19 protein-coding genes and 1 pseudogene are annotated in these 25,810 nt (G+C 36.5%); 9 read left to right on the forward strand and 11 right to left on the reverse strand.

Annotated features, from left to right (window positions below; all coding sequences use genetic code 11):
* The first annotated feature begins 39 nt into the window (after nucleotides 1-39).
* The 5 genes from VK91_RS03200 to VK91_RS03220 all read left to right on the forward strand — a co-directional run bounded on the left by VK91_RS03200 (nucleotide 40) and on the right by VK91_RS03220 (nucleotide 5,798).
* On the forward strand, nucleotides 40-996 hold the full coding sequence (locus VK91_RS03200) for an ABC transporter substrate-binding protein (protein ID WP_197078705.1): 957 nt from the start codon (nucleotides 40-42) through the stop codon (nucleotides 994-996).
* Nucleotides 997-1,093: 97 nt separating this feature from the next.
* The gene (locus VK91_RS03205) at nucleotides 1,094-2,728 is read left to right on the forward strand and encodes a helix-turn-helix domain-containing protein (RefSeq protein ID WP_048390744.1); all 1,635 of its coding nucleotides are present in this window, start codon (nucleotides 1,094-1,096) and stop codon (nucleotides 2,726-2,728) included.
* A 32-nt stretch (nucleotides 2,729-2,760) separates the two neighbouring features.
* Nucleotides 2,761-3,945 (forward strand): helix-turn-helix domain-containing protein, encoded by a 1,185-nt coding sequence (locus tag VK91_RS03210; protein ID WP_048390745.1) that lies wholly within the window; start codon nucleotides 2,761-2,763, stop codon nucleotides 3,943-3,945.
* Between the two features lie 45 nt (nucleotides 3,946-3,990).
* On the forward strand, nucleotides 3,991-4,989 hold the full coding sequence (locus VK91_RS03215; RefSeq protein WP_048390746.1) for an ABC transporter substrate-binding protein: 999 nt from the start codon (nucleotides 3,991-3,993) through the stop codon (nucleotides 4,987-4,989).
* The gene (locus VK91_RS03220; protein ID WP_048390747.1) at nucleotides 4,986-5,798 is read left to right on the forward strand and encodes an alpha/beta hydrolase; all 813 of its coding nucleotides are present in this window, start codon (nucleotides 4,986-4,988) and stop codon (nucleotides 5,796-5,798) included. The genes VK91_RS03215 and VK91_RS03220 overlap by 4 nt, the downstream gene beginning before the upstream one ends.
* Before the next feature lie 63 nt (nucleotides 5,799-5,861).
* Here VK91_RS03220 and VK91_RS03225 read toward each other — a convergent pair whose 3' ends face one another.
* Complete coding sequence (locus VK91_RS03225) at nucleotides 5,862-10,220, reverse strand: S-layer homology domain-containing protein (protein WP_048390748.1); 4,359 nt, start codon at nucleotides 10,218-10,220, stop codon at nucleotides 5,862-5,864.
* A gap of 307 nt (nucleotides 10,221-10,527) precedes the next feature.
* A complete protein-coding gene (locus tag VK91_RS03230; RefSeq protein WP_048390749.1) occupies nucleotides 10,528-11,154 on the reverse strand; it encodes a nitroreductase family protein in 627 nt (208 codons plus the stop codon).
* Between the two features lie 125 nt (nucleotides 11,155-11,279).
* Here VK91_RS03230 and VK91_RS03235 point away from each other — a divergent pair, with 125 nt between their 5' ends.
* Nucleotides 11,280-11,636, forward strand: coding sequence for a helix-turn-helix domain-containing protein (locus tag VK91_RS03235; RefSeq protein ID WP_048390751.1), 357 nt, complete (start codon nucleotides 11,280-11,282; stop codon nucleotides 11,634-11,636).
* 354 nt (nucleotides 11,637-11,990) lie between these two features.
* Here VK91_RS03235 and VK91_RS03240 read toward each other — a convergent pair whose 3' ends face one another.
* The gene (locus VK91_RS03240) at nucleotides 11,991-13,559 is read right to left on the reverse strand and encodes a sensor domain-containing diguanylate cyclase (RefSeq protein ID WP_048390753.1); all 1,569 of its coding nucleotides are present in this window, start codon (nucleotides 13,557-13,559) and stop codon (nucleotides 11,991-11,993) included.
* Nucleotides 13,560-14,066: 507 nt separating this feature from the next.
* Here VK91_RS03240 and VK91_RS03245 point away from each other — a divergent pair.
* Nucleotides 14,067-15,251: a CaiB/BaiF CoA-transferase family protein gene (locus VK91_RS03245; protein WP_048390754.1), complete on the forward strand. Its 1,185-nt coding sequence runs from the start codon at nucleotides 14,067-14,069 to the stop codon at nucleotides 15,249-15,251.
* A gap of 39 nt (nucleotides 15,252-15,290) precedes the next feature.
* Here VK91_RS03245 and VK91_RS03250 read toward each other — a convergent pair whose 3' ends face one another.
* The 4 genes and pseudogenes from VK91_RS03250 to VK91_RS03265 form a co-directional block, all read right to left on the reverse strand.
* Nucleotides 15,291-16,766 carry a hypothetical protein gene (locus VK91_RS03250; RefSeq protein ID WP_048390757.1) on the reverse strand — a complete coding sequence of 492 codons (1,476 nt, stop codon included), beginning with the start codon at nucleotides 16,764-16,766 and terminating at the stop codon, nucleotides 15,291-15,293.
* Nucleotides 16,767-16,964: 198 nt separating this feature from the next.
* A complete protein-coding gene (locus VK91_RS03255; RefSeq protein ID WP_048390759.1) occupies nucleotides 16,965-17,519 on the reverse strand; it encodes an HPP family protein in 555 nt (184 codons plus the stop codon).
* 199 nt (nucleotides 17,520-17,718) lie between these two features.
* Nucleotides 17,719-19,051 (reverse strand): annotated as a pseudogene (locus VK91_RS03260) (acetamidase/formamidase family protein).
* Between the two features lie 96 nt (nucleotides 19,052-19,147).
* Nucleotides 19,148-19,762: a PH domain-containing protein gene (locus VK91_RS03265; protein ID WP_048390761.1), complete on the reverse strand. Its 615-nt coding sequence runs from the start codon at nucleotides 19,760-19,762 to the stop codon at nucleotides 19,148-19,150.
* Nucleotides 19,763-19,977: 215 nt separating this feature from the next.
* Here VK91_RS03265 and VK91_RS03270 point away from each other — a divergent pair, with 215 nt between their 5' ends.
* Complete coding sequence (locus tag VK91_RS03270; protein ID WP_048390763.1) at nucleotides 19,978-20,700, forward strand: response regulator transcription factor; 723 nt, start codon at nucleotides 19,978-19,980, stop codon at nucleotides 20,698-20,700.
* The gene (locus VK91_RS03275) at nucleotides 20,697-22,082 is read left to right on the forward strand and encodes a HAMP domain-containing sensor histidine kinase (protein ID WP_048390765.1); all 1,386 of its coding nucleotides are present in this window, start codon (nucleotides 20,697-20,699) and stop codon (nucleotides 22,080-22,082) included. Before VK91_RS03270 ends, VK91_RS03275 begins: the two co-directional genes overlap by 4 nt.
* A gap of 107 nt (nucleotides 22,083-22,189) precedes the next feature.
* Here the strand turns inward: VK91_RS03275 and VK91_RS03280 are convergent, their stop codons facing one another.
* From VK91_RS03280 to VK91_RS03295, 4 genes are all read right to left on the reverse strand, one after another.
* Nucleotides 22,190-22,549, reverse strand: a complete 360-nt coding sequence (locus tag VK91_RS03280; protein ID WP_004233888.1) for a YxeA family protein — start codon at nucleotides 22,547-22,549, stop codon at nucleotides 22,190-22,192.
* Between the two features lies 1 nt (nucleotide 22,550).
* A complete protein-coding gene (locus tag VK91_RS03285; protein ID WP_048390768.1) occupies nucleotides 22,551-24,419 on the reverse strand; it encodes an ABC transporter permease in 1,869 nt (622 codons plus the stop codon).
* The gene (locus VK91_RS03290; protein WP_048390770.1) at nucleotides 24,406-25,173 is read right to left on the reverse strand and encodes an ABC transporter ATP-binding protein; all 768 of its coding nucleotides are present in this window, start codon (nucleotides 25,171-25,173) and stop codon (nucleotides 24,406-24,408) included. Before VK91_RS03290 ends, VK91_RS03285 begins: the two co-directional genes overlap by 14 nt.
* 151 nt (nucleotides 25,174-25,324) lie before the next feature.
* Nucleotides 25,325-25,801 (reverse strand): glutathione peroxidase, encoded by a 477-nt coding sequence (locus VK91_RS03295; RefSeq protein WP_048390772.1) that lies wholly within the window; start codon nucleotides 25,799-25,801, stop codon nucleotides 25,325-25,327.
* Nucleotides 25,802-25,810 lie beyond the last annotated feature (9 nt).

The following is a 25,810-nucleotide window of genomic DNA, read 5'->3' on the forward strand; positions in this document are numbered from 1 at the left end:
CCTATATCGATAATGATTATCATTTACGGAGGAAGAGACATGAAAAAATTAAAGCGACATATGCTCATTTATAGCCTATTATTACTGGTTAGTATCATACTAGCTGCTTGTGGTTCTACCAATGAAGAAACGAAGAAGGAAGAGACAACAACATCAGCATCAACCACTCGTGTTTATAAGGATTATTTAGGTCATGAGGTTGAAATTCCTGTAGATCCTGAGAGAGTGGTTTATCATGGAGAAGGATACGGTGATTTACTTGCATTGAATATCAAAACAGTTGGTGCTGGCTTCTCTTGGATTACAAATTACGCTTGGGAAGATCGCGTAAAAGATGTGGAGGACGTTGGTTTTCCTATTAATGTGGAAAAAACATTGTCATTAAAGCCTGATCTTATCATTATTGGTACTTCAGATGAAAAAACATATTCACAGCTTTCTAAAATCGCCCCTACTATCGTGTTTGATACTTTTGCACCCTTAAACCAACGTTTAACAGAGCTGGGCGATATACTTAATAAAAAAGAAGAAGCAACTCAATGGATGGATGCTTATACAGAAAAAGCGGATAAAATGTGGGAGTCGCTTGTAGCTGATGACATCATTAAACCAGATGAAACGGCATCGGTTTTAACATATTATCCAGGAGATCGATTATTTGTCATGGCACGTGCTGGACTTTCTCAAGTTTTATACGATTCAAATGTGCTTAAGCCTGGCGACAAAATACAAAAAATTCTTGATGATGGAACAGGCTTTGCTGAAATCTCCACAGAACTTCTTCCTGAATATGCTGGTGATCGAATTTTCATCCTCACACCAGTCGATGATGAAGCAAAACAATCGACAAAAGAAATGATGGAAAGTCCAATTTGGAAGAACCTACCGGCAGTGAAGAACGGTCATGTCTACACATTTGATATTGAAAAAAGTGATAGCGATGCCTCAACAAGAGAATGGCTGTTATCACAATTACCTACTATGTTAAAAAAATAACTAACAAGAGACATTTCATCTTTGTTGAAATGTCTCTTTACTTTTTATACAATACAGTTAATTGATAATCATTTTCATTTACTAAGGAAGTGAACAGATGGAAGACAATAAATCAGCTTCTATTAACAATGATTTACTATTTCATTTAGAAGATATTGACTGTATTTCGCAGAGCTATCCGTTTATCTCGACTTCTCATCATACGATGATACTTTTTACAAATGGCTGTGGGACATTAACGATTGATGATATACCCTATTTGGTTACGAAAGGAAAAATTTTTCTTGTTCAGCCCCATTCTATGATTGATTTATCGGATATAAATCATGGTTACCGTTTCTATAAAATTGCCTTTTCAGCCTTTCAGCTAAAACATAAGCACCCTTCCCCACATCTAGGATCTATTTTTTCTGATGAAGTGGAATATACAATTTATCCGTATACACGATTAATTCGTCTTAGCGAAGATCTGTATAATTTAAATCCTAAATTGGATTTTCTTAAACAACAAGGAGTCTTGTATGAACTCTTAAATTTATTATTTGAACATCAGCTTCATATGAACTACCAGTTGACAATGACAAAGGCGGTTGAAGAAACTATCGACTATATACATAACTATTTTCAACAGCCTTTAACAGTGAAAAAGCTAGCGGAACTCGCTCGTATAGCTCAATGGCAATATAGTACGATCTTCCAAACCTTAACTGGGAAGAAACCGCTTGATTATATTACAGATTTACGTCTTACAAATGCCAAGGAATTATTACTACAAACAAATGAGCCATTAAAAGATATTGCGCAGCAAGTGGGATTTGATGATGAATATTATTTTAATCGCCGCTTCCGACAGGTAATTGGAATACCTCCAAAACAGTTTGCACGACAATATAAACAAAAAACTGTTGTAAAAGATTGGACAGGACACGAGGTAGCCATTCCTCGTTCACCGCATCGTGTTATTTATCATGGAGAAACGTTTGGGGATATGTTGATTTTTGATGTGCAGCCAATAGGTGGTAACAAAAACTCTATTAGTAAATCCTTCTATAAAAACCATGTTCCTTATATTCAAGATGTTGCCTTTCCAATCAATCTTGAAAAATCTTCGAAGCTGAACCCTGATTTAATTATCTTTACAAATAATGACGAGCAGCAATATCAAGCACTATCTTCTATTGCACCAACAGTTACCCTAAATTCCTGGGATTCATTGGAGGAACGCGTTCTTTTATTAGGGCAGTGGCTTAGCCAACAACAGCGTGCAGAAGATTGGCTAGAATATTTTAAAATCCAAGAAAATACTATGTGGCAGCAGCTACAAACAGTGATAGAGCCTGGCGAAACAGCATCTGTTTTGACTTTTGATCATGGCAAACGCCTTTTTATTATGGGCTGTACAGGTCTATCCCCTGCTCTTTTTCATCCAGATGGTTTTCAACCTCACCCACAAGTCAAAAAGCTACTTCAAGCAGGCGAAGGGTATAGAGAAATACCAATAGATCACTTACCTCAGTATGCTGGTGACCGTATCTTTATGTTGTTATCTGATAAACCCGAATCGCAAATGGCTACGATGGAATTGATTAATAGCGATATGTGGAAAGGACTTCCTGCTGTACAAACTAACCATGCTTATTTAGTGGATGCAACAAAGTGGAATTACGGAGATGCCTTTACAAGAGAGAAGTTACTCGGTGCATTACCAAAACTATTGGTTACTGCCAAGTAATTCTCATACTTATAATAAGGGGTGACATTTATATGGAAACGGGAAGTATAACAGATACGACAACTCAAATATCATTAAAGGATATTCGAGATTATATTGCTAAAAACCATCATCAACCTCTCACGATTAAGCATCTAGCACTCATTTCGGGTCTGAGTTCCAGTTACTTTGGAGAGGCATTTAAAAAGGCATTCGGTCAAAGTGCCACAGATTATTTAACGGCGCTACGTATCGGACATGCCAAGCAATTACTGCGTGATACCGATTTATTACTTCGTGAGATTGCTAGAAAAGTAGGTTACAGTGACGAATTTTATTTTAGCCGAAAATTTAAAAAGGAAGTTGGGATTTCACCTTCTGCTTATAGTGAGATGGCTCGCCAGCGTATTTCTACTTTTTCCGTCTCCGCTACTGGAAATTTATTAGCGCTTGGTATCATACCAGTTGCGGCTCCGCTGAATGCTAAATGGAGTCCTTATTATTACAATCATTATCAAGAGAAAATTCCCGTGCATGTTAATATATTTGATACAGAATCAGAGGATAACTTCAAAAAATTAGCCTCCGCTAAGCCAGATATTCATATTTTTCAAGAGGAACCCTCCCTCTCCATGCTTAATTGGCTTCAAACTATTGGCATCAAAAGTGTCTTTATACAAGCGAAGGATTGGCGAACACAGCTGAGAGAAATAGCTGTAGCTGTTAAAAAGCAAAGCGTAGGTGAGCACTTCATTCAAACATATGAACAAAAGGTATTACAGGCGAGATTAGAAATTAATCAAGTTGCTGAAAATGATACGTTTGCTGTTCTTCGTTTATGCGGTGATCAATTATTTATGTATTGTAATAAAGGGATTCAGGATGTACTGTATACAGATTTACAGCTTCGCTCTGTCGATACTCACCAACAAACATATAATGAGCATATTACACTTGATCAGCTAGTAAATATAGACCCTGACCGTTTGCTATTTATCATTTGTCCCGATTCACCAACCCGAAATTATTGGCTTACTCTACAATACCTTGATCGTTGGAAAGAGCTCCGTGCTGTAAAAAATGGACATGTCTATGTTTTACCTTCGAATCCTTGGTTCGAATACTCAGCTATTGCTATAAACCGAATGCTAGATGAAATGTTACTTATGCTAACCGGAAAAAATCCAAATCCTTTTCCTGTCCCCGTCCATGGTAACGTATCAGACAGTGATTTATAATTCTATTTGAGAATGATTATCACCGGAAGGAGACTTTGATGAACAATGAAACAAAATTGTCCTATTCAATGTCATACAATTATAAAATCTGCCTATTTATCAGCGATGTTTTTGCTTACTATCGGCATACTTTCCGCCTGCAATACCCAATCAAGCAATAAAGTGGAACAGGTAGAATTGCAGGCATCCTCAGAAAGTACAAAGGAGCAAAGTATTTATCCATTAACACTAAAAGATGAGGTTGGTAATGAGGTAACACTACCAGCTAAGCCTACTAAAATTTTTGCACCTGTCATGGAGGATTCTTTACTAGCTCTTGGTATCAAGCCTACTATGCAATGGTCTAATGGTGTTAAGCCACAGCTTTATTTACAAGATCAGCTACAGGGTATACCAGAAATTAGCTTTGCAAGCGGTCCCCCATCAGCCGAAGCCATTATGGCAGATAAACCAGACTTAATTATTTTGCACAATTCATTTTATGTGGAAAATGGCACCTATGAAAAATATGCAAAAATCGCACCAACCTATGTTTTTAATAATGCTGCAAGTGATTTAGAAGGCTCTATTAAAGTTTTAGGGCAACTACTTGATGAAACAGACAAGGCTGAGCAAGCCATACAGGATTATCAAGAAAAAGTAGATGTAGCAAAAACAAAGCTATCCTCTATAACAGAGGGTAAAAAAATTGCGTTAATTCGCTTTAATGCAAAAGGTATGTTTTTCATGACAGATGAGTATTTTAGTGGGTATGTCTTAACACATGAATTAGGATTTGAACAAAGCAGCTACGTGAAAAATGGTGCCTTCGAAGTATCATTGGAGATTCTACCTGAACTGGATGCCGATTATATTTTCCTAATCAATGATGGTAATCTTGGGGATGAATTTTTAAATGAGTTGAAGAACAGTAAAATTTGGCAAAGTACAGCAGCCTTCAAAAACAATCAAGTATTTGAGACATCCGCGGATTACTGGCTAAATGGCGGTATTCATGCTCAAGGAAAAGTGATAGAAGATGTATTGGAGTTTTTAGCGCCATGATAACAATGACAAAGAAACCTTATACATCAGAAAACTACTTTGAAGTTGCCATGACATCTCGTCAACAGCTAGATTATCGCATTTTAATTGCAAGCCCAACAGATGAACCACCAGCAGATGGGTATACGGTCATCTACGCCTTAGATGGGGACGCCCTTTTTCCAACACTTGCAGAGGCAGTGAAATTACAAACACGTAAACCAAAAGGCTATGATCCTATTCTTGTTATTGGCATCGGTTATCCCTCAAAGGAACCTTTTGATATGGAGCGACGCTGTCTCGATTTTACACTACCTGTTACCAAAGAACATCTGCCACCACGTCCAGATGGAACGCCTTGGCCTCCAAATGGCAAAGCTAATGAGTTCTTAGATTTTATTGAACATGAGCTAATGCCTGCTATAGCAAAGGAATGGCCTATCAATAAAAAGAAGCAAGCGATTGTTGGTCATTCCTTAGGCGGTCTTTTCACACTATATGCTTTATGTGCAAAACCTCACTTATTCAGTCACATTGTAGCTGGCAGTCCCTCTGTTTGGTGGGCTGACAATGCAGTACTAAAAGTAATAGACAGATGTTTTGATGATTGGAACGGTCAGCATGCTATCAATCTCTTACTCACAATAGGTGCTAACGAGTTGCCAGATATGTTAGAGGGAGCTGATCTAGCGGCTGAACGACTGAAGCGTTTAAGCGACCAAAACATTCATACTAATTATGTGAAGTTTGATGAGGTGGACCATGTGAGTGTCCTACCTTGTATGCTTGGCCGCCTTCCACGGTTTTTGGATTCTAACTCAAGGAAATAAAGAGAAATTAATAATAAACAAAAACCAAGTAGACTTGTATAAATCTACTTGGTTTTTTAATAATTATTGTATTGAAGGGTCTTTATAACCAACCTTTGCATAGAACTTATGGAAATTACCATACTTGTCTTCTAATACAATTGTCACCCAGTCTCCGTTGAAGAATTTGGCTGGATGTGTTAGTTCTTTTGTAACACGAGCAACATTAGTAGCAACTGTTCCTGTTCCCTTTGCTAAAGAACTGTCTGTACCATGTACAACCGCTTGAATCACTTGTGAAGGTGTTCTATTAGCAATAACTGTTTCATTTGTTCCTGCAGTATCGGATAAATAATAGTACTTCAGTGATTCGCCATTCTCATAGAATTGTTGAGCAGAACCTAGTAAATCAAATGTCGCTTGAACTTTTCTATCGTCACCCAATGTATTCAGGTAGCCGAGTTTAATTTCCATAAACTTCGCATCCAATGTTCTGTATAAGTATTGTGCCTTATCAACGAACTTATGGCCTTCATAGCCTGGAATCACAAAGTCTCGAGTACTATCTTTCATTGTAACTGTTATTGTTTGATTTGCGTCATTAGATGTTTTCGATTTAATAATGAGCTTACTAGCTTTCGTTGTATCTGTTCCAGTAGTATAAGTAACAGGGGCATATTTAGCTGTCACATCAATCTCATTACCATTGGAATCTTTTGTCGTAATCGTCATAATATCTGCTAAATTAACAACAACTGTATCACCTGTACTTACAAGTTTAGACTTACCATTTTCATCACGCATAATTGTTTCACTAAAAGTAATGGTAAATGTATCGTCGCTGTTACGATAAATAAGACCTGGATAATATTTGTTATCCAATGGGGAAACCATGCCAATGCTTGGTGGTGTTCCATCAGAGTAGAAATCTTGTTTCATTAATCCTGTTGAAGTTCTATCGTGATCATTATATGGAACATTAGCTTTATAAATTGTAAAGTTTCCAGGTGTGTCCTCTGCTCCAACATAAACCACATATTCAGTATGTGGCTTTAAAGTAACGCCTCTGGCATCAACCGTCCCTGACAGACCTTTTCCAATCTTTTCAACAGATGGACTACTTTTGAGTTTTGTTTCTAAATATTTTTCATCTGCTGGAGCGGTTAAATTAGCATCAGGATTATCAATTAATATACCATCCTTATCTTTAATTCTTTTTTCCACAAACCAGTAATGAACTTTTGCTGTTTCATTTGTCTCAAAGCTAATAGTTGCTTTTGTATCATCATTCTCTTTTGGCTTAATCTCTAAATTACGAATTAAAGGTGCCTTAGTATCTTCGAATACTGTCTTAGGACCTGCGATTTTAGAAAGTTCTCCTCCACGATCTCTTAGTACCATGTAAATAGAATAGCTATTAAACGGATCGAGTTTATTTTGTTCCACAGATACAGGGAATTTTTGCGTAGCTGTTTCTAAATCTGCTGTCCCTGAGCCACGTTGAATATATATATCTTTTCCACCAATTTGGAAATAACCAGATTTACCAGTGTCACCTGCAAATTCATTAATGAAATCTCGTTCAGTAATTTTATGATCTGTTAAATATTGTTGGAAGGTCTTCGTTTCGCCATTATCTATTACTGTATTAGGTAGTATCATATAGTAATACGTTCCCGCTTTATTAGGCTCAAATTCGATTTCAGCTCTACGGAAACCATCAGATTCATCCGCTTTATTCACTGGATCTTTTATTGTTATCTTTGGTTCCACAGTGTCTTCATGTTTATACTCAGCATAGTTACGAACCGGGTCACCTGGCTTCACTGTGCCAGTATTTTCAAACGCATTATCCGCTAAATCTTTAACACCTGGTAATACTGTTACACGCAACGTATCACCATTAACAAACCCCGTATCAGATGGTATTGTTAATAAAACTTTTTTATCTCCTGCTTTATACTCTACAGCTGATGGTTTGATTCCTTTTTCTCCAGTTACGTTAACAATAACTGTACCCGTTAATAAATAATTGTTAATATCGTTCGCACTTACTGGATCTAATGCTTCACTAACAGTAAGTTCAAACTGATTATTGCTTTTCCTTACTAACTTTCCTTGTTCTACATATGGATGAACACTATCAAGCGCACCAGTTTTAAAATCTTTTACCGCAGGAGGGTCTATCGAAAAGTTACCTGAATTATCTTTCATCACAACGTAAAGCTGATATTCTGTTTCTGCATCTAATCCCGTTAGAATGCCTTTTATGCCAAGTTCAACAGCTTTTGCTTCGCCTTTTCCTGTTGGGTTAGCAACGATGTCAGCCGTTGTTGGATCAGTTGCTGTTGTTTTCTTACGTATATAATAGTAATAGTCTCCTGGTTCACTGGCTGTAAAAGTAAATTCAGCACGTGTTCCTCCATGTAATGGCGTAACTTGGAGGGATTTCACTACTGGTGGTGAAGCATCTTTCATTTGGAACTCTTGAGAAACTATGTCCGATGCATTTTTCGAGCCATCCACAACCATAATGTAGATAACATATTCCTTTTTCTCACCTAAATTAGAAACCTTAATTGAGTTTGTTCCTTTGATGGCTGCCGCAGTTCCATGTGCTACGTTCTTATTTGAGAGACGGTTAACCATTTCACTTTTATTTGGTGCCTCTGCGCCCTTTTCACGCACAATATAATAGTACGTACCGACTTCATCAGAAGTGAAATCTGCTTGAATTTCGCTACCATTTAGTACTTTTACATTTGTAATACTAATGATTGGTTTTGTTTTATCATCAGGATTTTGATTCTCATTTTCCTCTTTATCAATTGGTTTGCCATCTGGATCAGTAATATTGCCTATATTATCTTTATCATCGAGGAAATCGTCGAAGATATTATTTGGTGATCCATCCTTAGGTAAGATGACCTTATCAATATACGTATAATCTCCAATATCAATTTTGCCATATGAATTATCAACAAATAATGTGCCAATTCGTCCATCAATATACAGCTCTAGATCTGTGTAGCTATTGTAATTGATCCAATCGATATTTCCTGAACCATAAATTGTAAGTTTTGTTTCTGTATTTAAATTTAACGTACCAATATCACCTTGAATTTCAAACTCACGCACATTTCCAATGATGTCTACACGTGGTAGTTTTGTATTTGTTTCAATTTTTGTACCTGTTTGAGATACTACTAGTCGAGAAACACTGCTGTTATAAAATTCTAGGTACTTCTCAACGTTTTTCATTTCCTCTTTTTCTTTAGACCAGTTAACAAATGGCTTATCATTTTCAGTATTTGGTTTTGTCCAATTTTGAAGATCGTTCGAATTGTTATTTGACGAATCATCGCCTTTATTGTTATCTGGGTTTGACCAATTAATAAATGAAATATTGTTACTTGCCACACGACCAAGAGCTAATGGTTGATTGTAAGTAGCCCCTAAATGCAATGGTGGGCGAACGGTTTCGTTGACAAACATTGTCCCTGTCAGCGTCATATTCGAGAATTCTATATAATTACCATTTACTACAATCGTTGCACCAAAAGAACCGTAATTTCCGTCAAAATCTAGAGAACGTGTGCTTGTCCCACTTGCATTAAGGGTCAATTTTGAAATGGAGCGAATTCCCTTACTCGATAAATCCCCCTCAATGAATGCACCTTTTAACACCGGAGCATTATATTCGTTAAAAATATGAGCAAGACTCTCTGGAATTGTATATGACTGGCCATTTATATAAACTGCGTCATCATCCACATTTGTGATTTTGTAAGATGTTTCATTACTTTTCTTCTCTTGTGAACCCACTACAAACGAAGCAAACTGTCCGCGAGTAACAGGATCAAATGGAGAAAATGTAACAGGAGTTGTGCCCTTTGTAATATTCAAATCGATTAAAGTTTGAATATAGATGGCATTGTTTGTTTTGCTATTCACATCTTTAAAAATATTATTGTACGTAGGGGATACCTCTAGATGGAATCCAACTACAACCATTTTGGCTAGTTCCCCTCTAGTCAACACTTCATTCGGCATAAACATGCCATTTGAATAGCCCGACATAATACCTGCATTTTGCAATGCCGCTACGTATTTATAATATTGATTGCCCTTTGGAACATCCTTATAGTAAGGATCTTGGATATTTTTTGTATCCAATTTTAACGCTGTTGCCAGCATTTTCGCTGCCTCTCCACGAGTTACACTGACATCAGGACGGAAAGTATTATCCGCAAAACCGCTCATTACGCCCTGAGAATATAGTTTTAATATTTCATTATAATTGTCCGAGTATTGGTTAATATCCGTAAAGGGAGAAGTAGCCGCTGCTGCATTTGGTGGAGGTACTACAACAGCAATCCCACTTGAAGCAAATACTGTTGCAATCAAGGCTTTATTTACTTTTTGGATTTTAGATTTATCCATTCCACTCTTCCTTTCGTTTATGTATTTTGATACGTACAAATATCATTTGCTCATATCCTTTATATCGACCAAAGACTAGTGAACCTTCATAGATAAATCTAAAATAGTAGGGTAAATTTCTTCTAGAGTTAGAGACTAAAATACGATTTCTTTACTATGCGAGTCCATTAGCTTTCCATCACTGAATATTTAAAAATTCATAGTTTGCAATACATAAAAAAGAAGCCATTAAAGATAGATTCATAATTGGCTTCTCTTTATTAGATATTAATTTTGGACTTTTAAAAGTTCGGTTAGTTTAAAAACACTAAATTATTTCATTTTTATAAATTACCTTGTTTACATTATGCCTAACAGTCTTATGACCTGCTTTTATACCTTTACCAATAGCAATCAGCATAACATCAAGATACCTATCAGAAATATTTAAGATCTCTTTCAATTTCTTAGAATCGTAGCCCGACATCGTAATTGTGTCAAAACCAGCTTCATTCGCTAACAAAACTAAGGACATTGAGGCAAGACTTACATCTCTAGTTAACTCTAACTTTAGATCTTCTTTTGTCTTACTTTCATAATAATTTATTGCAGCATTCGCAAGATAGTCTCTTAATGATTCATCAAAATAACCTGCTTGGTACCCCTCCTCATGAATTTTAATAATATTACCTTTGTTAAATGCCTGATAGTCGCCCAACATGACGATTAACGTTGAAGCTTCTACTATTTGCTGTTGATTAAAAGCTATAGGTAGTAATAAATTTCTTAAGTTCGCATCCTCGATTATTAAGTATCGCGTTGCTTGAATATTATTTCCGTTAGGCGACTTACTTGCACTGTCAACTAAGGCAGTCAATGTTTCTGAACTAATTTTATAATTTGAATCATAATGTCTAACTGAACGTCTTTTTTCTAAAATATCTTTTACACTCATTATGAACAACTCCTAAGTTTTTATTGTATTGCGCCTCTAATTATAGTAAGCAATAATAAATAAGAAAATAACGCACAAAAAAGAGGTATAGCCACATTTTTGTGCCTATTTAGGAGAGGAAGCACATGGTTAACTATAATACAGGAATCAATATTTTTATGGATATTGCAGGTGGCAAATGGAAAGGATTAATACTATTTTTCTTGAGTCAACAATCAGTAAGGACGAAAGAGTTTTATGAATTAATACCCGGAATTACGCAAAAAGTTCTAACCGATCAATTGAAGCAGTTAGAAAGAGACGGACTTGTTCGGAGAGAAATATTTAAAGAAGTACCACCAAAAGTAGAATATAGTTTAACAGATTTAGGAGAGTCATTTATACCCGTTTTAAATACAATGTGTACATGGGGAAATGATTATGCACGTTTAAAGGGAATTGCCAAGGAGCAACAAATTTGTTGTCATCAAAAGGAAAGCTAAGTTTTCCTTAATGGCTCCTTATACTAATCACCTTTCTATAATTCGTATCAAAACCACAGCTTGTCACTTTGTTAGAATATCCCACAAAATGTAAAAAAGCCAAGGAGCATCGGTGCTCGCTTGGCTTTTGACGATATATAGGCATACATCTAGTCGTACTTGGGGTGTCATAAGGGAAAGGGGGATAACCTTACGTCTTGTCAAGTCGATCAAGAGATGTGGCCCGAGTTACATATCATTTGAACATAATTTAAAAGTCATGTGGCTGATGACTTATATACAGCTTGCCCAAATGATGTTTGCATTAATCATTACCCCAAAAATTAGGGTTGTAAGCTCTTTTGTTATATTTTTTTATTCCTTTTTTGAGACTCCAACTTTTACCTGATTTCGCCCTTCTTGTTTCGCAAGGTAAAGTGCGTCATCAGCCGCTTCAATTAGCGCTTCAGTTGTATGTGCCATTGCTGGATAGGCAGCTATTCCTGCAGATAATGTTATTGGTCTACCACATGGACTGACCGTATCGGCCAAAGTTTTTCGTAATTGTTCTGCGACTAGTGTGGCTTCCTCTATCATCGTGTTCGGCAGAAGTATGACAAATTCCTCGCCACCGTAACGGCAACATACATCGCCTTCACGAGCTACTGATTCCATTTGTCTAGCCAAAAATTGTAAAACTTTATCACCTACTGCATGTCCATATGTATCATTCACACTTTTAAAGTGGTCTAAATCTAACAAAATAATGGCATGTGGTACCTTACTCGCTAACCATTCAGCAAGCATTGAATCCATTGTACGTCGGTTCGTAATCCCCGTCAGTGGATCAACAGTAGATTGATCTTTGAAAAAGGAGACCTGTCCATGTAGAAACGATAAACTTCGAACCAATGCATTCTTCAAAGAATAGGCTTCAAAGTACCATCCACTAACAGATTTTAAACCTTCTACATTTTTCTTATCTAAACTTTCTTCTGTTAATGATGCTAATTGTTGTAAGGGATTCGCAATACGTGCTGCAGCCCAAAGTACAATGATAATGGAAACAAACATAAGAGGCACAGATTTTATAATGACCTCCTGTACACGATCAAATGAAGGGGCTAATGCAACTTCTAAAGGTTTCTGCGCAACAACTCCCCACCCTGTCGATGCCACTGCACTATAGCCAGCTAGCATTTTCACTCCTTTTGTATTCTCAACTAGTTGGGCACCATCCTTGCCAGATGTAACAGCTTGAACGACTTTATTTTTTGTTACAATGTCATTAATACGACTTGGATCTTGATGATAGATAACTCGTCCTTCTGAATCAACTACATATACGTAAGAACCATCCTTACTATAATGTTCTCCCAACAAGGTTTTAAAGGCATTAGGTTCCTTTAAATAAATAGTGCCAGCAATCATTCCTAGATATTCATTGGACTCCGAGAAAATAGGATGCGATATAAAAATGATGAGCCGCCCTGTCATCGCCTCATATGGCTTAGAAATAATTGGTGTCTTTTTGGCTAATGCCTCTTTAGCGCCAATTGATGTTAAAATCTCTCCTTTAATTTCTATAGATGGCGGAGAGACAGATAAAACAAGTCCCTTTGAATTTGTTATAACCACCGAATTGAACATTTGATTTTGCAATCTCAAACGCTCTGTTTCCTGATTCAATACTTGTTCATCATCCATTTTCGTCCTAACCTGATCCGCGCTATATCCTAATATTTGGAAAGCTTCGTGGAGATAGGAATCAGCAGTTGAGGCCAATTTTTGAGCATAAACTCTATTCGTTTCTAGCGTATTTTCCTTAATGGAATCAATGTTCATCCTGTAGCCGCCCCAAACACTACCTATGCTTGTTAAAAAGAATGCTGCCATTGCTACGCCCATTATAAGATGCTTTAATTTTAATCGGTGCGATTTCATTTTTCCCCTCCTATTTATGATTTTTTAATATGTATATTTTGAGAGATTCTTAAACAATTAGTGCCTATTATAAGCAAAGACTCCTATAGGTAAAAGTAACATGTATTAATTGTGTAAGAAGAATCCAACACACCACTAGGATTGTATCAATAAACGAGGTTGTATCATATAGAATCTGGCAAACAAAATTCCAACATTTTAGTTATTTAGATTAAAAATTGCAACAGCTGACGCTAATTATCTGAAATTTGATAGAAAATCTAAATTCTAAATTTTTTTACTTTTATTGTTATTCTGACATATAAAAGTTGAAGCGTTTATTCTATAATAAAAATTAGCATAGGCAAGTTAAGATTTAATCTGTTATAATACTCATTAAAATATAATAAACTGTAATAATACAGTATATAGAATTCGCTTTTCACACAATGGGGATTATGAGAAAAGCGCTACTCGCCATCATCATCCAGATGGTTGTGTAGCCTACACAAAAAGGGGTTGGAAGATTTGGGTATTTTAAAGGGGTTAAAAATTCTCGATTTTTCTGCATTACTACCAGGACCAATGGCGACAATGATATTTGCTGATTTAGGAGCAGATGTCATCCATGTTGAATCTTCAAAGCGGGTTGATTTAACGCGAATTATGCCTCCCTATGACGATGATCACGAGGCATATATCCATCAACATTTAAATCGATCAAAAAAATCTATAACGCTAAATTTAAAATCACCAGAAGCTATCGACATTGTTAAATCACTTGTACAGGAGTATGACGTTATTATCGAAGGATTTCGACCTGGTGTAATGCAGCGACTTGGCATCGGCTATGAAGCGCTTAAAGAAATAAATCCTAAGGTTATTTATTGTGCGATTACTGGCTACGGACAAACAGGGCCTTATAGTAATCGACCAGGACATGATAATAACTATCTATCCTTAGCTGGCTTACTCGACTATTCCCGCCATAAGGATAAAAAGCCTGTTTCCATGGGCGTTCAATTAGCAGACATAGCTGGAGGGACAATGCATGCAGCAATAGGTGTGCTGGCTGCTGCCCTTCATCGTGAAAAAACAGGAGAGGGACAGTTCATCGATATTAGTATGACAGATGCTGTCTTTTCACTTAATGCTATGTATGGTGCAGCATTTATTGGAGGTGGACGTGTACCACAGCCAGAGCAAGAAATTTTAAATGGAGGCAGTTACTATGATTTTTACAAAACAAAGGATGGGCGCTTTTTCTCTGTCGGTAGTTTAGAGCCTCAATTTCGCAAATTGCTATGTGAAGCACTCGATATTCCCGAATTGATCGATAATACCTTCAATGACTCCTACTATACGCAAATTCGTTTTAAAGAGGCTGTTCACGATGCCTTCTTGTCCAAGACATATGAGGAATGGCTTGAAGTGTTTAACGAGGATTTTGAAGGTTGTGTAGAGCCAGTTCTAACATTTCCTGAAGCATGTGAGCATCCACAGCTAAAGGCACGAGAAATGATTGTGACTATACCCAAAAGCGATGGCACTATGCAAAAACAAATTGCCTCTCCGTTTAAATTTGATGGTACGCAGCCTGAATACAAGCATGTTGGTGCTAAATTAGGCGAGCATAATGAGGAAGTTTTACTATCTCTGGGCTTTAATGCTGAACAAATCAAGGCTTTGAAGGAAAAAGGTGTTTTAGAGTAAAAAAAGGTGTCTAATACTGTGATGTATTAGACACCTTTTTTATACATACGCACTAATAAACATACGTAGGTTTTCAAAATGATCATCTATTAGTAGATATTTTTTGTAAATCTCCATTAACTTTTCAAAAAGCTCGTACTGCTCTGTTACAAACAAAACTCTTAAAATATTTAACATATGCAGGGAGGCACTTTGTGCTACAACATAGTATGGTGCATTTGGTTGACGATAATTGCGTCGCCACTCTTCCACAGACAAACCAATATGTTGTAGAGAGTTATTCACATGAAGTGCTATATCCTGTTGAACATATGCTTCAATTGCAATAAGCTGTTCACTACTAAAGTTTTTTTGTACTAATGAAGAATTAATTTTTTTATTCGATGCTAAAACATGCTCTTTTAATAAAAGTAAGCCATCCTCATAACGTGCCATTTTTACATAATGCTCTAGTAGAATGGCATATAAATTTTCTAAATAATTTAACTGATAATTTTTAATAATGGCAGGTGGTGTTGGTTTACGATTTGGTAATAGCTCTTTATACTCTAGTAATATTTCAATGGCATAATTATTTATTCGTTCATCCTCTAATAAATATTCACCATAATGTATAACCTTTTCACTCTGCTGTTCTCTATTTGCTATATGAAATAAAATATAGGCAATTAACACTTTTTCCTTCTCTGATAGTGCATACATCGAGTAGCGCCATTCCGCTTCAAATGAGGTAATAAACGATTTGACACTATTAAAATCACCTTCTGATAAGCAATAATGAGTAACAATTTGATAAAGACGTAACTGTTTCTTTGCCAAACAGCTAGCATTATGCTTATCCACATGAGTTATACACTTATCCAGTATCGCTTTATAGTTATTCACAAAGTTATCCACATGTTCACAATTTTCTCTCACAGAATGCTCGAAATGTCCCATTATTTCATAAAGAAATGTGAATTGCTCTAAAGGTTTGTGGATAAGCAGTGAATAAACTTTTTTTGTGAAAAGCCAATGCCAAAAAGATGCATGCTCTTTATACATCATATGCACTAAATATTCATCTTGAAATTTATATAAAATAATTGATTGTAGCTCATTAACTGGCATAGCTATTTGCATTCGTTTCCCAAAGACTAACCAAATTAATCGTTCTAAGTCTATTGTATGTTGTGCAAAAAGCTGCTCAAAAAAAGTATCTTTACCTTTTTGAGTATAGAAAAAAGCACTGAGACGCTCATTCACAAATTTTGAATCTAAACCATATTTGTCAAAATATATTTGCATTTCTGTTGATACATGACCCCAATATTTACGTGCTGTGGAAAAGGCAATATTCTTAGCCGTTTCTTCGTTTACTAAAAATAGATTGGGTGAAAGCGAAGTACCAAGTATTTTTGGATCTTCTTGCAGATTTGACTCTGCTTCCAGCCAAGTTGCTAGTATATTTTCAGCACCCTTTTTACTTTTTTGTTTATAAGCCATGAATAATTGCTCATCACAGTCCAACAGCATAAAAATGGATCCTCCCATCAATTTCTACCAACAAAGATCTTCCCCTATCATTCAAATACATGATTTTTACACTCTTTCTTCAATATAACAAATCTTAACTAACATATGCTAAAAAAATATGGGTATGCATAGCAAAAACGTTAACAATATAAAAAACCACCTATATAAGTGAACACACTTTATAGATGGATATCATCTTTACCAAAACAACGGATATTTTCTTTTTTCTCGTAAATTATTGATCAACAAACCGAAAAATACAATTATGACTGCTCCAATTAATACAGGGGTTAGTAAATAACTCCAACCATAACCTCCTAAAATAATAATTATAGGATTGGCGCCTGCTGGAGGATGTATGACACCTAAAAAGGCCATAAAAAATATAGTTAATCCGACACCAAGACTAATAGACAATATATTGGAGCCTAGTAATGAATACATGGCCAACCCGATAAATGCCGAAATAAAATGACCTCCAATTATATTTCGGGGCTGGGACAAAGGTGCATTCCAGACGACAAATACAAGAACGCAGCTACCGCCTAATGATGCCATTAACCAAGGTGAATTGGTAATGTTAGTTAACCATAGCAACACAAAAATGCATATTAATCCTCCTATTGCTCCAGTAAAGGCATCAGCAAAATTTGTTCGAGATGGAGCATGACCTCCTCCTCTCATTTTTAATATAAAAGGTTTTATACTATTCTTTTTCTCTATTTTGTTTTCCACACCTATAATTTCTGTCATTAGACACCAACTTTTCTCTTCTATACTCATCTGTTTTATATAAGGTCCTGTTACTCATTGTTAAACTTTAACTATTATATCAACACAAAAATAGATTTCAATCCAAACTTCAAATTTCAGATAAACATTTACTTATCTGACTTGTAGCTCATACAAAAAAGCAAACTTTTAAAAGTTTGCTTTTTCAAGAAATCATTTATTAGTCATATTGTTTTTTAATAGTTTTATATATTCTTACCTTTTTCAATACAGTTTTAGGTACTTGGAAAGTGGCTGTGACAACTCCTGGATGGCGTCCGATTTCAATGGAGCCTGTGATAGTTGCTCTATTTAAAACCTCTGGTTCGCTCATCTCAAATAGCTTCGCAGCTCGACTAATCGCGTTATCAGTCGCCTCATTTAACGTTTTACCAGAACCAATCACCGACACTGGGAATGCATCCTCTACCTGTTTAACACCAAACTCCTCCGCTAGCTCACGTGCGCGACGTTTTTCTTCCTTTGTAAAGGGTTTGGCTGTATAAGGTAAGTCTTCTACATTTGGTAGTAAAATTGGGCCTTCCAAAGCTACTTTCTTCAATACCTTAACTTGAAGCTGCACAATACCCGCTACATCGGTTGTATGTCCTGCAATCTCGCCGTCCCCTTGCATAGCATGCATGTCTCCAATATATACACCACCGCCTGGTACCTTGACTGGACAAATAATAGTCGCACCTTCTCGTACTCGGCTGATATCCATATGTCCATCGGTACGATGTAAATCCAATTCTTCTTGAGTAAAAGCATATTCATGTGGTGCTCCAATTAAAAATGAACCAAAGTCACCTGCATTATGTGAATCAGGCATCGCTTTAGAAGGGGCCTAAAAATGGTCGCATTCTCGCCAATACACCTACTAAGTCGCTTGGAGCCAATGCAACAACAGGATTTTGTACAGAATTTTCAGGTGTTCTCATGTAGTTTCTAGCATCAAGTGCAATTCGTCTAGCACCCTCTCGTCCAACAGTTACACCCATTTGCCCTTTATGATCGAGTGCCATCGTATAGCCGTTTGTCATTTTAAAGGGTGCCGTTTCTGTATCACATGTAGAACATCGAATTGCATGTGGGCCTATTCCTTTTACAACTGTGCTTGGATGAAGCTTGCCACAGCCTGGACATTTTACTGAAACAAACGGATCACCAATGAATCGATCTACAATTGCTTCATCATGGCCAGACGAAGTTGCAAGAGATGTGACCTGAATAGATTTAATTTTTATAACAATGGCGTCACCTACCTCTGCACCTTCTACAAACACGGGCTTTGTTACTTCATGTCCTCCACGAATAGTAGGAGTAAGCATGGGTCCCCAACATCCAGGTGTTGTATTGGCAATAATCGTTCCACCATCCTTAAGCGGCCCTAACATCTTCTGTGATGGATCTAAAATACCATCAATAAACTCATTTACGAACAATGTTTCAGCAGCTTGAGGTTGCTGTATAAAATCATCACTTTCTACCTCTTCTTTTTCTAGCACATGCATGTCGTTTGTCATTTTCTAATCACGCTCCTAGAATAATTTTTATGTATATCGTTATATGTTAAAAATGCTCTCTACACTTGCAGAGAGCTATTTTTATCAATTGTTCATATATAAATCAAAAATATGTGAGAAGTCTTCTTTTTTATACTTATCTTTATGATCGATCATCCAAGTATTCGCAAAGCTTGTAATTTCTTTGAATGACGACGCAGGAGATATATTGTCATTGCCAATTCGACCAAGTGATGATGATGCTATGTTTAAACTTTTTTCCGCTACTTCTAGCTTATAAGCATTGTTCTTTTGTTCATAGCTAATGGCATGTAGTGCTTTATATAAATCTTTAATGTCATCAATAAAGCGTTTATGAATGTCGATGGATAGTGGGGAATTGCCGATTGTAAACTTAATTTCGACATCAAGGTCGATTGTTCCTGCTGTTTCGAGAAAAACTTCTGTCACAGTATACATTGAATAGTCATAGCGTCGCAGTAATCGTTTCTTGCTCATAGCACTTTCGCCATCTACATGAATAATTGCACGATTTGTAAAGCAATACTCATCAGCCTTCGTTTTAATTAAAAAGTAAATTTTTTCATCAATTTCATGTAAGATAAAATCATCTGCATCTGTCTTATCATAGTCCTCTCTTGGCACAACCACACCAATATCTGAAAGTCCAAGTGCATCTGCTGCTATTTTTTTAAACATCGTCATTCCTCCTAATTTGTAATACTCTTTTTACGCTTTAGAATCTGTAAAGGTTTCACCATGTATTGATTTATATAAAAAATGTACTTCTTCTCTTGTAGAATAAAAGCATTTACTGGTTAAGCTATACAACCCAACATTTCCTCTTTTCTATACATTTCATTTATAATAATTGTCAGTAAAGATTCTTCCAAATCGAAAGGTCGTGTGAACAAGTGCAAGAACCAACCATTTTAGTAGTGGATGATGAGGCAGATTTAGCGAATCTACTAAAAGTAAGCTTACAAAAAGAGGGCTACAAACAAATTTATACAGCTGGTACCATTCACGATGCATGGACAAGCTTTCAACAAACAACACCCGATATTATACTTCTAGATGTCATGCTTCCCGATGGTGAGGGCTACGATTTATGTAGACGTATCCGTGAAGTATCCCATGTCCCTGTGCTCTTTATGTCTGCTAAAAATGAGGAAATTGATAAAATTTTAGGACTAGCCATTGGCGGAGACGATTATATTACAAAACCTTTTAGCCCGAAAGAAGTAGCCTATCGTGTGAAGGCGCAACTACGTAGAGCTGGCTATCAAACACAAGATACCATAACGAATATTGTTGAAAAAGCACTACAAATTGGACCATTTCAGTTGAATGCCGATGAAACTGAAGTCCATAAAAATGGCGTATTATTGGAGTTAACAGCTAAGGAAATTGGATTAATGGCGTGCTTTATGCACAATCCCAATCGAATCTTAAGTAAAGAAACATTATTTGAACGTGTATGGGGAGAGGATTTCTTCGGTTCTGATAACACTGTTATGGTGCATATTCGCCGGTTGCGTGAAAAAATTGAGGAGGATGCCTCTAATCCTCTATATATCACAACTGTAAAAGGACTTGGCTATAAGTTTGTCATGCCAAAAGAGGCACAAGAATGAAGTGGAAATTAACCGCTCGCTTTCTCCTTTCCGTACTTTCTATCGTCATCATTGTTATTTTCGTCAATACAGCTATCTTCATGGGACTCCTTACTTATCGGCTAGCAACTGACTCTGAAGGCGTTTCTGCCACAGAAGAGGAACACTTTGTGCGGGAATTTCAAAAATATATCGAGATAAAAAATGGAGCAACTTCCATACGTGCAGAAGGAATCGAACAATTGCATCAAAGAAATGCGTGGATACAATTGCTTAATGAAAATGGTCAAGTGATTGATGCTCATTTTGCACCAGATAAAGCACCATTGCACTATGCACCTATCGACTTAATTCAAGTATATAAATATAAAGAATTCGATTCTGATACTACGGTGTATATTGGCAGTAAGGATTCCATTAGTTATTTAATCGGTATTAAAGGTAGCGGTGTTACAAGGTTTGTTACGCATGTTTCTGGCACATCACTCTTACAGTTTATAGGGAAATTTGGCTTGTTCATCGTGATTGCGGACTTGTTAGTAGCTACATTAGTAGGGTGGCTTTTTGGTCGTACATTAACGAAACCTCTTTATGCGATGATAGATCGCATTCATCATTTAAAGAATCATGATCATACGTCTATTAAGTCTCCTGGTGGTGTCTACAAGCCGGTTTTTGAAAACTTAAATGAAGTATCACGAGAATTGGCAGCCCATGAACAGGAGCGAAAGAGACTAGAGATTATGCGTGAAGAATGGATTAGTAATGTCTCACACGATATGAAAACACCACTTGCCTCTATTCGAGGTTATGCAGAACTATTGAATGATGCACAAATAACAAATAATGAGCAAATGGAGTATGCACAAATTATAGAAAAGCAATCATTGCATATGCAAAATCTACTGGATGACTTAAATTTAACGATGCGTTTAAGACATCAACAGCTTCCACTTACACTAAATGAAGTGAACATGGTGCCTTTTATTCGAGAGATAGTGATTGAAACATTAAATACACCACAATATGAACAAGCTAATCTTATGTTTGAGGCGACAACCGAGAAAAGTCTGCATCAAATAGATGAACATTTTATGCGCAGAGCTATCATGAACTTTTTACACAATGCATTGCTTCATAATGCTCCCGATGTATCTGTCCATGTGTCTGTTGATGAGCATACTCTTACAATTTCTGATAATGGCAAGGGGATAGACCCAGAGGATCTAGAACATATTTTTGAACGCTATTACCGAGGCACAAATACGGACAATACTGCTGGGACTGGTTTAGGTACAGCTATTGCTAGAGATATCATTGAGGCTCATGGAGGAACAGTAACCATCACCTCGGAAAAAGGAAAAGGTACATGCGTTATTATTGATCTACAAAAGGAATACTAAATAAATAAACTAAATTTAACCAGTTGAATTTAAACGCTAAATACTTTAGCACTGAACTTTCGTGTTTGAAAAGAAGGAGTCTCAAATGTTGAGACTCCCACTTTGTGCTATTTCATTTGATCCTGTACTTTAGCAGGTAATTCATGGAATTTCACTTCATCAAATGAAGTAACTTCTGTTTCCTTTTTCACGTAAAGCTTTAAATAAGCATCCTGGCGTAAATTTTTATGAGCGGAAAACTTTAATGTTTTCTCTTCCCCATTTTTATCGTAAGTAGGTAGCTCGTACCAATACATTTTAAAGATTTCACCACTATCTGCTTTATACTCCTCTACCTCACCATCAGCCGTGATATGAACATAGTAGGTATCTTTATTTAATCGGTTAAAATCTACAGTCATCAATACAATTAACCCTGCTACGAATAAGATAAACAATGCACCTATTCCGAAAAATACTTTTTTCATATTAATTCCCCTGTCTCACTATTTTATAAAACGAACGAACGGTAAAGATATAATAAATAAAGTAAATAGCTGAATAAGCAATCATCCACAAGATGACTGGTTTTGTAATATTCATGTTAAATAGCTGTGAAAATGCTAGTAATGCAAACACACTATGTGCAATACCCACAATAAGTGGCGCACTAAAGATAACAGCGACCTGTCCTGCTACTGTCTTTAAGATTTGCTGACTATTTACACCAATTTTATTTAAAATAGCATATTTTGCCTGATCTTCTTCGGCTTCCGTTAAAATTTTGAAGTAGATAATACTGCCTGTTGCCGCTAGGAAGACCAATCCTAGGAAGCTTCCCACAAACAATAGGGCACCAACTGTTGCTAAACTATCCTCATAGCTTTGCGGTACACTAGAAAATGATTCTTGTTGTTCAGATGACAACTGTTGGTAAATGTCTTTCGACACGTCCTGTTGTTTCAAATCATTGTCCAATCCAACAACCTGCATCATAATCTCATCGGCATCAGTAGCTTTAAACTCTTGATCATTCACAACGAGAACTGTTCCAGCTGCTATAAAGTTTAACACGCTTTCCGTGTACATCTTTTCTACATGGAAGGAGTCTCCGTTTTGTAACTTAAAGTCCTCTCCTGTAAAATCATGTGAAAATCGTTCATCATAGGCTGCATCCAGTAAAATCGTAGAGCCCTCTGCAATGTGTAGCTCTTTATCCTTGCCTTGTAATTTCGCTAAGCGATTATAGTCCGATTCCTTAAGTAATGTATATTCGAAAAATGAGAATTCATTATCCACACGTAAATTTTTCACAGCCAGTGCTTCATTATATAAGACATCCTGTTGTGAAAATTCTACTGTCTCGCCTTTCCACATAAATGTGTTTGGCAGCATCTGACGTACAGAAGCTTCTGCATTATAATACATACCGAAGACACCGCCACCTGCTGTAATCGTAGTGGCACTTAAAATTGCAATGATTGACAACGATTTGGCATTAGCTCGAATACGATACAATAATTGAGAAACACCGATTAAATTTAAACCCTTCCAGGACCATGATGTTGCTTTCTTTAATGCTGTTAATACAAAGACACTCACACTATGGAATAGAAGGTATGTCCCTGCAATTGTTACCCCTATAACCATTAATGGCGTACCTAATACCGTAAAGAATCTCCATATTTCACTCGTAAACATATCAGAGGCAGCTGTATAATAACCAAATGCAATAAGTACAGTGCCAAGTAAAGCAGCTACTAATGATGCACGTGGAATTTGCTCTCCCTGTTTGTCTGCATGGAATAAATCAATTAGTTTAAATTGATAAATCACACGGTAACCTTGTAAGGATGTGAATAAAAACAGTAGTGTAAAAATGCCCGTTGTATTAATTAGCGCCTCCATTGAAAATGTCAGGCTACCAACCACTTCATAGCCCATTAAGCGTACTAGTATCATTAATAGCCCTTGGGACATAAAGAAACCTAGAAGGATACCAAACACAAGAGAGACAAGCCCTATGACTAAATTTTCAAAAAAGAGCATTAAGCCAATTTTTTGCTTACGTACACCTAGTAACGAGTAAAGGGCTACTTCCTTTTTCCGCTTCTTCATAAAAAACGAGTTGGAATAGGCCATAAAGATGACAATGAAGAACAGAAGTACGACTGACGAGGCACTCATCAATCCTTTAATTTGTTGTGACGATTGCTTTAAGGCTGAAAGATCATCATTATATTTGAGCGTCACAAACGTAAAGTAAATAACGATACTAAATACCATTGAGGCAATATATAAAAAGTAATTCGATAAATTGCGTTGAATATTTTTACGCGCTAAACTAAATAACGTCATTTACTCCACCCCCGATGCTAGATAGCACCTGCAAGATCTCTTGGAAAAATTGCTTCCTCGTTAGAGTCCCACGTTGAATTTCCTTAGATAGCTGTCCATCCTGAATAAATAGAATGCGCTGGCAGAAGCTAGCTGCAAAGGCATCATGTGTAACCATCATAATCGTTGCGGCTTGAGATTGGTTTAAATCACTTAAGCTTTCTAATAAATCGGTTGCAGATTTTGAATCTAGCGCACCTGTAGGCTCATCGGCAAAAATTAGTTTTGGTTCTGTCACTAATGCTCGCGACGAGGCTGTACGCTGCTTTTGCCCACCTGAAATTTGATAAGGATATTTGTTTAATAAATCACTAATTCCAAACAATGCAGCAATTCGATCAACTCTTGCATTAATAGCCTTTATCGGCATTTTTGCAATCGCTAGTGGTAAAACAATATTTTCTCGCACTGTTAAAGAATCGAGCAAGTTATAATCCTGGAAAATAAACCCTAAATTATCTCGACGAAAATCCGCTAATTCAGCATCCTTCATACGTGCCAAATTAGTGTCTTCAATAATAATTTCACCAGTTGTTGGCGTATCAATCGTTGCTAATACATTAAGAAGCGTAGATTTTCCAGCCCCAGAAGGACCCATTACCCCAACAAACTCTCCCTTTTCTACTTCAAATGATATATTCGATAGCGCTGTAAAAGTATTTGCGCCTTTGCCGTAATTTTTCCCAACGTTTTGTACCTTTAATAATGGCGTCATATACGCTCACCTCTTCTTTCTGACTTTAGTATACGACCTCAAACTTACAGCAAATTTGTCGCAAGCTTACATCAACCTTAAATCATCTGCTTTTTGAAATTTGTAGACAAAAAAAAATTCATACACAAACTGTGCATGAATCTTTTCTAATCTATTGTGCTAATACTTTTTGAATATCTTCCTCAAAGCTACTTGGCTTATCTGCTGAGGCGTATCGTCCAACAACCTCTCCATTACGGTTTACAAGGAATTTTGTAAAGTTCCATTTAACACTATTGCCTAAAAATCCTTTGGAATGGGAAGTAAGATAATCGAAAATAGGATGTGCTTCTTTACCATTCACCTTCACGATCTCATGCATCGGGAACGTCACTCCATATGTTAGTCGACATTGGGAAGCCGCTTCTTCAGCTGACGCTAGCTCTTGTTTAAATTGATTTGATGGAAAACCAAGTACAACCAGACCTTGCTCCTGATATTTTTCATAGAGACCTTCTAATTCTTCAAATTGTGGTGTAAAGCCACATTTGGAAGCTGTATTAACAATTAGCATCGGCTTTCCTTTATAACGTTCAAGGCTATAGATAGTACCATCTTCTAAAGTTACATTAATATCATAAATGCTCATCTCTCTACC

The sequence above is a fragment of the Lysinibacillus sp. LK3 genome, assembly GCF_001043675.1.
In the GTDB taxonomy this organism is placed as follows: domain Bacteria; phylum Bacillota; class Bacilli; order Bacillales_A; family Planococcaceae; genus Lysinibacillus; species Lysinibacillus capsici.